At 44.7% G+C, this 8,963-nt stretch carries 6 protein-coding genes; 3 read left to right on the forward strand and 3 right to left on the reverse strand.

Annotated features, from left to right (window positions below; genetic code table 11):
- The first annotated feature begins 7 nt into the window (after nucleotides 1–7).
- Together NT178_06405 and NT178_06410 are read left to right on the forward strand one after the other, a co-directional pair.
- Entirely contained in the window at nucleotides 8–658 is a 651-nt protein-coding gene (locus NT178_06405; protein ID MCX5812161.1) for a tetratricopeptide repeat protein, read from the forward strand.
- Between the two features lie 221 nt (nucleotides 659–879).
- Nucleotides 880–2,379: an alginate export family protein gene (locus tag NT178_06410; GenBank protein ID MCX5812162.1), complete on the forward strand. Its 1,500-nt coding sequence runs from the start codon at nucleotides 880–882 to the stop codon at nucleotides 2,377–2,379.
- Nucleotides 2,380–2,395: 16 nt separating this feature from the next.
- Here NT178_06410 and NT178_06415 read toward each other — a convergent pair whose 3' ends face one another.
- The 3 genes from NT178_06415 to NT178_06425 are packed head-to-tail and all read right to left on the reverse strand — an operon-like array spanning nucleotide 2,396 to nucleotide 6,570.
- Nucleotides 2,396–3,799 (reverse strand): hypothetical protein, encoded by a 1,404-nt coding sequence (locus tag NT178_06415; protein ID MCX5812163.1) that lies wholly within the window; start codon nucleotides 3,797–3,799, stop codon nucleotides 2,396–2,398.
- The gene (locus NT178_06420) at nucleotides 3,796–4,761 is read right to left on the reverse strand and encodes a glycosyltransferase family 4 protein (GenBank protein ID MCX5812164.1); all 966 of its coding nucleotides are present in this window, start codon (nucleotides 4,759–4,761) and stop codon (nucleotides 3,796–3,798) included. The genes NT178_06415 and NT178_06420 overlap by 4 nt, the downstream gene beginning before the upstream one ends.
- Before the next feature lie 21 nt (nucleotides 4,762–4,782).
- Nucleotides 4,783–6,570: a carbamoyl transferase gene (locus NT178_06425; GenBank protein ID MCX5812165.1), complete on the reverse strand. Its 1,788-nt coding sequence runs from the start codon at nucleotides 6,568–6,570 to the stop codon at nucleotides 4,783–4,785.
- A gap of 418 nt (nucleotides 6,571–6,988) precedes the next feature.
- Here NT178_06425 and NT178_06430 point away from each other — a divergent pair.
- Nucleotides 6,989–8,963, forward strand: a 1,975-nt coding sequence (locus NT178_06430) for a PAS domain S-box protein (protein MCX5812166.1), incomplete at its 3' end; no start/stop codon positions are given.

The following is an 8,963-nucleotide window of genomic DNA, read 5'->3' on the forward strand; positions in this document are numbered from 1 at the left end:
GAGGTTTATGGACATGAGAAAAGGTTCTTTAATTATGTTTCTGGCATTATGTGTTTTATTTACAGGATTTATCGGCTGTCAGCAGAAATCAGAGGCCCCTGTTGTTGCAAAGCAGGAAGCATCTCCACCACCGCCGGCTCCTCCGCCACAGGGAACCCAGCCACCACCACCGCCATCAGGAGCACAACAAGCACCTGCTGCAGGCGAGCCGAGTCTCGAGGTAAAGTCCCACATTAAACAAGGCTTATCATACGTGAGTGTCGCAAAGAATGCAAATTCTCCTGGCATATTTAACGAAAACATCGAGAATGCCATCAATGAATTTTCCAATGCCATTAAGAAAGACCCCAACTATGCAGAGGCATATTCAAACAGGGGAGTGGCTTACATGATGCAGAAGAAGTATAACAAAGCCCTTGACGATCTTAAGAAAGCAAAGGAACTGAAGCCGGACAGCGCAAACATACGTTATAACCTCGCATCCTGCCATTCTCTTATGGGCAGTGTCGATTACGGTCTTGACGAGCTTGATGCGGCACTGGCAAGAGGGTTCAACAGCTATGATTCGCTGAGAAAGGACCCTGATATTGCAAATTTAAGAAAGCACAAGGAATTCAGAACAATACTGGAAAAACACAAAGTCTTTATAACGCAGTAAAATCAAACCATAAGATCACCATAGACCCTGCCAGATTCCAATTATCCGGCAGGGTTTTTTAAGGCAGCGCATCGAATAAAAATCCCTTAGATTTGTAAAGTTCTGTGATATAGAATAAGACCACAGGCACATTGGAAGCAGAAATATCATTTTACTGGGATTCAATACAATAGGGGTTGATAAGTTGTGTAAAAATCACAAATCAGGTAAAAAGAAACAGCATGGTTAGACAAAATCTGTCAGGGTATTGTTTCTTTGACTTTGCTCAAAAGGCAAAAAGATCTTTTGTATTGTGGGTTTTGTTGTTTCTCCTGTTTTTTGCGATATCGGCAAGGGCCGAAGAGGGCGGGGTCCCGTCATCTGAACGCAAGGGCATTCCCATTAAATTCGGCGGTGATGTACGTGTCAGGCAAACTTACTTCGACAATGTTCCATATTACAAGGATGTCCATTTTACCCCAACTGATTTTCTTCGCTTAAGGAGCAGATTATGGGTTGAGATAAAACCAACAGAGGATTTGAGCTTTAAGGTCCGGGCAGTGAACGAGTTTAGAAAATATTTTGAACCGTTTAAGATCCGGGCAGTGAACGAGTTTAGAAAATATTTTGAACCGTCTGACAAAACTTCCTACCGGTTCCCCGACGAGATATTTATAGACCAATTATATATGGATATACGAAATCTATGTAACGGTGAACTTGACTTCAGAATAGGAAGGCAGGATATGCGCTATGGAACAGGCAGGATTATTGCAAACGGCACCCCTAAAAGTTCAGGGCGCACTGAATATTTCGATGCAATAAAACTCACCTGGAAGGGGATAAAGGATACCCAGATCGATATCATAGGCATTTATAACAAGCCTACAAATCAATTGATCATCAATTCGCAGGGAAGGGACCTAACGGGCTACCCCGCATCGCGCACATGGATGACGGAAACAGGCGCAGGAATATATATTAAAAACAAGACTTTTCCGGATGTGCCTTTTGAGGCGTATAACATTTTTAAACGTGAAAGCAGTTGGGATTACAATGCGGATGACCCTTCCTATTCTCTGGCAGGCTATCAAACGCTTAACCCCGATACCGACATGATTGAAACCCCGGTGTTAAACTACAACACTATTGGTTTACGGATCATGCCGAAATTTACCGAAGCCATTGAAGGCAACTTTGAGGCAGCATACCAGTTCGGGCGTTACGAGGGCGGGCCATCCAAAACAGGTTATATGACTGATCTGTATTTAAAATGGAAGATGCCGCTTGTGCGTGAAATAAAGCCTGTGATGGGTTTGGGATGGTACTACCTCTCGGGGGCCGATCCGAACACAAAAAAGAATGAGGGTTGGACATCGCCCTTTGCCCGGGGTGCAGGATACAGTTTGATTTATTCAACTACGCTGAGCTATGAAGATGCTGCAAGGTGGTCGAATATGAGCATGTACTATGCAGATATGACAATAACCCCTTTTCAGTGGTTAAAGACCATTTTAACAGTAGGTTATCTCCTTGCCCCGGTAAAAGACGGTCCCGGAGAAGGAAATGTCAGAGGATGGCTCACCGCAATACAGGCAGATTTTAAGCTTGGTAAAGATCTGCTGAAAAAAAACGATGCGTTGACCGGAAATTTCCGGTTCGAAACCTTAAAGTCCGGCAATTACTACTCTGACAATGACTACGCATATTATGCCCGCTGGGAGATTGTTTATACGTTTTGATTTTTCCTGCCCGGTATTACCAGGACTCGCGCTGAAGGCCGGAAACCCCTTCATATACAATGTCACTTTCTAAAGAGCTTTTTTGTACGTCCTTAAAAACCTGCTTCTTATCAACATTAATGCCCTTTACCACCTTCAGATAAAAGCGCATTCTGTCCCTTACACTTATCCGCCCCGGGATTGTCGTATTCAATTGCATCAGCATCCTTTTCAGCCTTTCTTCATCTATGACAGTGAACAGTATATCTTCCACATCCAGCAGGAGAAATCTGCCGTCATTCAGTACAAATATGTTGCACCCCTTCAGATCCCTGTGGGCGATCTTTTTCTCAAAAAGTGCTGCAAAGAATTGCGCGAGCGTTTTGATAAAGGCTGTTTTTGCGCCTTTGCTCATATGGTCATAAGTCTTATCAAGGTATCTATCGAGTTCAATACCTGAACCGGTGAGGTCTTCCATGGCGACATATCCCCAGGAAAAGAGGGAATGACGTTTAACACAGTATGGCTCAGGTGTTACGCAGAGGTCTAAATATTTCACTGCAACATGGTTTTTCCACGCCAGTTGGAGTCTTCTTTTACTGCGGTAATACTTCCGTATATGGTCGTTATGCCTCTCGACTATGATCTTTTTATCTTTCTTTATTAACTGAACAGGATCGCTGTCAACAGGAATTTTCTTCCCTGCCATACAGGTATAATCTCCCCTGACAACTATCTTTGACGTATTTTCAAAGGCCCTTTCCTGTTTTTTTCTGATCCACCTTTTCCACAACCTTCCCATTTCTTTTTCAACGGATGCTCTTATGTCCTGCTCTCCATATTGGCTGAAGAAAAGTGTTTTTTCATCTGCTGTCATGCCACCATACAGCATGGTGATTGCATGGGACAGGCTTGACACCTCATCTTTCAAGCTGACACGTCCTTTAACCTGCATTTTATGCAAATCGATGAGATATAGATTTTCATTATGAATGATAATATTATTCAGATGGAGATCGTTGTGAACCACCATTTGTGTCTTTAAGGTTCTTAAAAGGTCTGCAAGCTTCAGGAGGAGCCCTGCCCGGTCTTTGCTCTCAAGGAATACATTGACAAATGTATCCCCCTCTATCCGTTCCTGAATAATATATGAACCTCTGTCTGAAATACCATACCCGAGCGGTTGGGGAGTCATGACAGAGAGCGCAAGGAGCCTTTTCCCTGCAAGGTATTCCTTCCTGCCTCTCGGCGATACCCTGTTTCTTATGAAGCCGACATTTCCCTTTTCCTTGAAGAATTTTATAAAGATTCCTTTGTCCTTATAATCGCATGTAAAGTATCCTCTCTTTACCTCTTCCTGTAAGGGAAGACCATCCAACAGGGCAACCATTCCGCTGTCATCTAAAAACCATTTTATGTTGTTGAACTTTGGAGTTTTCATAGGCTGCCTATTATTTTCGCCACTTCAGGACCCCAGGACTTCAAGGAGTATTTTGCTTCTATGTGTTCCCTTGCGGTATTCCCTATTCTGCTTCTTAAGGCCGTATCCTTTGAGAGCGCCTCTACAGCGTCCTTCCACCCGGCCGGATCATCCTGCAAAAAACCGTTTACCCCGTCTTCTATTATATCATTTACAACACCAACGGGATGGGCTATGGACGGAAGCCCCGACGCCATATACTGAATGAGCTTAAGCCCGCACTTACCCTGTGACCATATATCATCCCTTGCAGGCATAATCCCTGCATCGAAGCTCAAAAGTAACGATTTTTCTTTATCTTTCTCCCACTTTTCAAATATTATCCCCTTCTCCTCCATGCCTGAAGGCTTGTCTGCCACAAATTTAAATATTATATGCCTGTTATGGCGAAAAGAAAGAAAAAATTCCTTTATATCGGAAAGATACTTTAACGTGGAACTGCTTCCCATCCAGCCCACCACAAATGGTTTGTGCTCTTCGTGTACCTTCACAGGATATTCGTCGGTATCAACGACTGTGGGTACATAATATGCACCTGTGTCCCTGTGCTTTTTTGCCTCATCAAGGAGGAAGGAGTTCCCGCAAAATACGGCATCGGCACATTGCACCGTCATCTTAAAACGGAACCTTCTGGTTACACTCTCTTTCCTTGTTCCGTACATAACAGCGTCATCATAGTCGTAGACAATCTTTTTTGCGCATTGCCTTAAGGCAAAAAGTTTCAGGGGATTTAAAAGTAACCTCTGCAGATAGACAACGTCTGCCTGGCTTGCCTGTTTCAGAACCTTTGAGAAGCCGGTTTTGGTCGTAAGGAGTTCAATTTCAAACCCCTTTTCTGCAAGATACGGGAAATATTGGTGAATTCTGTAGCCTTTCGGATTTTCAGGTGTAAATATATTGTGGGTAAAGAAGAGTATTTTCATTAGCTGCTTGCCTGAGGCAATCTATGAATTATTTTTAAAGAAACATTTGAAATATTTTCTAAAATCAGTTCTAAAATCCGTTGCCTTCAATTTATTTTCATCTATGACAGGCTTGCCAATAAGTTCCTTCGGCCCTGAGGCTTCTATAAAATAGTCTTCAATAATCAGGTAATCCATTTCTGTAGACATAAAACATTTCAGGGCATCGGCAGGGGTCTCCACTATGGGTTCCCCGGCAATATTAAAGGAGGTATTTAATATGACGGGAACACCGGTGATCTTACGGAATTCTTCTATCAGGTCATAGAATCTGCCGTTGTCTTCACGGGTGACGGTCTGCACGCGGGCAGTGTTGTCAACATGTGTTATTGAAGGGACAACTTTGCGCTTGTCCTCTTTCACTTCAGCTATAAGCAGCATATAAGGGCTTTCGCATGTAAGTTCAAAGTAATCCGATACGTATTCCTTAAGAATGGATGGGGCAAAAGGACGGAAGGCCTCGCGGTGTTTTACCCGTGCATTAAGGATATCTTTCATGTCAGGTTTTCCCGGATCACAGATAATGCTCCTGTGTCCCAGGGCACGGGGGCCTATCTCGCTGCCGCCTTCAAACCATCCGAGGATCTTGCCTTCTGCCAGAAGTTTCGCAGCCTTTTGTGCAACGTTCTGTTCTTTACTGAATTTTATATGGGTAGTGCTATTCAGGGCTGATAGAATCTCTTCTTCGCTGTAGCGTCTCCCTGTGTAAGCATTTTTGAATTTATACTTTTTCGGCTCCTCGTTGTTCAACATGTGGGCGCCATGCAGGGCGCACCCCAGCGCTATACCCGTGTCACATGCGGCAGGCTGCACAAAGATATTCTCAAAGGGTGTATTATCGAGAATTTTCTTGTTTGCTACGCTGTTTAACCCCACTCCGCCAGCATAACAGAGGTTTTTCGAGGGGCTTATCTTATAAAGATGCCCGGCAATCTCTATGAGTGCCTTCTCAAGGGCGTCCTGTACTTCAAAGGTAATTGCCGTATATACTTCATCAGGAAGTTTCCCCTTGTCCCTCTTGGGGATATCAGGATAATACATTTTCTGGAAATGATCGATGTGTCTCACGAAGTTCTTTTCGCTGGGTATCAACACGGCGCCGTCAACAATCTCATAGAAATTCCTACGGTAGCGCCCGTCGGTATGCTCACCATACGGCGCGAGACCCATGACCTTGCCTGAGCCGAAATCACCGAAGCCGACGAATACGGATGTGCCCATGTAGAGGAGGCCAAGGCCATTAGTGAATCCGGGCATGGCATAATCCTTCCTGATCGTATGAAGCCTGCCGTCTATTGCCCTGTAAAAAGATTGTACCTCTTCAAACTTTTTCTGTATCTTTTTATCTATAACCCTGAAGATGAAAGGGGTTTTAGCACCCGCATCAACATCGGCGGCATTACTGCCCAGCCCGTCTACCACCATGACAGCGGCTTCGTCAAAAGGGGACGGATAAAAGGCGCTTGCAGCATGGGCTGCATGATGCGATATGGTATGGACCTTTCCTTTGTAATCAAGCTCGGAACGGATCATCTCGATCTCTTTGTTTTTCCCGTCCTTTCCGATCCTTGTAACGCCTACGATCAGATCTATATTGCCTATATTCTTCAGACCGGCGGTTTCGAGGAGATAACGAACAGATTTATGAGGGAAAGCCCCGGAATGTTTCTGTCTGTTAAGACGCTCTTCACCTATGGCGAGGAGTTGGCCTCCCGATATCAGGGTTGCACCTGTGTCGTGCCCGAAGGTATGAATGCCTAATATATTCATAATTTATTTGAATTTTTAATATAACAAAACCACCGGGCACAGTCAATAGATTCCAACTGCCTGGAGCTTCCTCAATTTTCTCACTTGCTGTGGCCGGAGCACTGTCTTACTCCCTGCTCAACTGCGGGTCGTGCGCTCGATTACCCACTATCGGCCTTGCATGTATATGAAAAACTTACTTGACAAAGTTAACATCCAGGTTAACAAATAACCAGAAATATGGAATTTTCCTAAACCTCATAGTATATTGTGTGATAATGACAATCAAGCACATATACCACGCTGCCTACTCTATATACAATTTAGTGGAAACAACTGTGCTTTCACATGAATATACATTGACACCTCAACATATCTACTATAGCATTCTTAATGTATTAATATATCCCGGCACTATTTGTCACCATAGGGAGACCAGATGAAAGATCCATCCAGGACAAATCAGGAACTGACCAAAGAGGTATCTGCCTTAAAACAGCAAATCATAAAACTGGAACAATCGGAATCCGGACACAAAAAGGCCGAGGACGAACTGCGAAGGAGCGAGGATAAATACCGTACATTGGTTGAAACAACCGGCACAGGTTTTGTTATTATTGATAAGGACGGCTTAGTGCTTGATGCAAATCTCGAATATGTGCGTCTTACCGGACACCATGATTTGAGTGAAATAGTCGGCAGAAGCGTCATAGAATGGACTGCCGATTCAGAAAAAGGGAAAAATTCAGCGGCAATCAAAGCCACCCTTGAGAAAGGATACACAAGAAACCTGGAAATTGACTACGTGGATTCAAAAGGTAATATCACCCCCATTGAGATCAATGCAACATCCATGGAAATAGAGGGAAAAATACAAACTATAACGATATGTCGTGACATCACCGAACGCAAGCGGGTGGAAGAGGAACTGCTGGAAAGCGAATCCAAATTCCGCGCCCTTGCAGAAAGTTCTTCTTCTGCAATATTTCTTATTCAGGGCACGAAATATATTTATATTAATCCTGCATTCGAGTCGATCATTGGCTATACGATGGAAGACCTCGCCGATATGAATTTCTGGGATTTTACGCATCCGGATATGCGGGAGTTGATAAGGAGCAGGGGCCTTGATCGCATCAGCAGGGGCATTGATCGCATCAGCAGGGGCATTGATCGCATCAAAGGACAAGATCCACCATCAAGGTACGAAATTAAATTCATTGCCAAGAATGGCCAGGTGAAATGGGTTGATTATTCTGCTACTGTCGTCGAATTGAATAACAAACCGACTATCATGGGATCGACATTTGATATTACCGAGCGTAAGCGGGCGGAAGAGGAACTGCTGGAGAGCGAGGAACGGTTCAGGGCATTTATGGACAACATGCCCGGTATGGTGATAATCAAGGACAAAGAGTCGAGACCTCTGTTCTTTAATCAAAAATTCAGCAATATGTTCCCCGCAAATGAATGGCTGGGCAAGATACCAGAGGAAACCTTCCCTTCGGAAATTGCTGGCTCCATGCGTGAAAATGATCTAAAGGCTTTGTCGGAAGGTTTTGTATCGTACGAGGAAGAGTGGCACGACAAAAATGATTGCTTACGAGTTCTTGAAACCAGGAAGTTCTCTATTAACCAAAAAAACAAGGCACCGGTCCTTGGTGTCATTATTACTGACATCACTTCCCGCAAACAAGCCGAGGAGGAAAAACGAATTCTGCAGGAGCGTCTGCAGCACGCGGATAAGATGGAGGCCATCGGCACCCTTGCAGGCGGCATCGCCCACGACTTCAACAATCTGCTCATGGGGATTCAGGGCTACGCTTCCCTCGCGTTACTGGAGCTCGATCCCTCCCATCCCAATTATGAGCGGCTTAAAAGGATTGAAGCGCAGGTGCAAAGCGGGGCGGATTTAACCAGACAACTGCTGGGGTTTGCCCGCGGGGGAAGATATGAGGTAAAGACCGCGGATATGAACGATATTCTTGAAAAGAGTTCCTCGATGTTCGGCAGAACCAAGAAGGAAATCACCATCCATCGGAAATACGCGAAAGATCTCTTTACCGTGGAGGTTGACCGGGGGCAGATGGAGCAGGTATTTATGAATCTGTATGTGAATGCCTGGCAGGCCATGCGCGGGGGCGGAGAGATCTACCTGGAGACAGAGAACGTTCTTCTGAATGATGAACAGGCGTTTCCCTATGCCGTCAAACCCGGGAACTATATCAGGATATCCATGACAGACACCGGCACAGGGATGGATGAGAAGACCCGTGAACGGATCTTTGATCCTTTTTTCACCACAAAGGAAATGGGAAGGGGGACCGGCCTGGGACTGGCAACGGTCTATGGGATCATCAAGGGGCATAACGGTTTTATCAATGTAGACAGCTCTCCCGGTCACGGGACAACAT

This window comes from Pseudomonadota bacterium, from assembly GCA_026388255.1.
Lineage (GTDB): Bacteria > Desulfobacterota > Syntrophorhabdia > Syntrophorhabdales > Syntrophorhabdaceae > JAPLKB01.

Coding starts and splice junctions, on each gene's coding strand:
- NT178_06425 (MCX5812165.1), bottom strand. CDS start 6,570: ATGAATATATTAGGCATTCATACCTTCGGGCACGACACAGGTGCAACC.
- NT178_06420 (MCX5812164.1), bottom strand. CDS start 4,761: ATGAAAATACTCTTCTTTACCCACAATATATTTACACCTGAAAATCCG.
- NT178_06410 (MCX5812162.1), top strand. CDS start 880: ATGGTTAGACAAAATCTGTCAGGGTATTGTTTCTTTGACTTTGCTCAA.
- NT178_06415 (MCX5812163.1), bottom strand. CDS start 3,799: ATGAAAACTCCAAAGTTCAACAACATAAAATGGTTTTTAGATGACAGC.
- NT178_06405 (MCX5812161.1), top strand. CDS start 8: ATGGACATGAGAAAAGGTTCTTTAATTATGTTTCTGGCATTATGTGTT.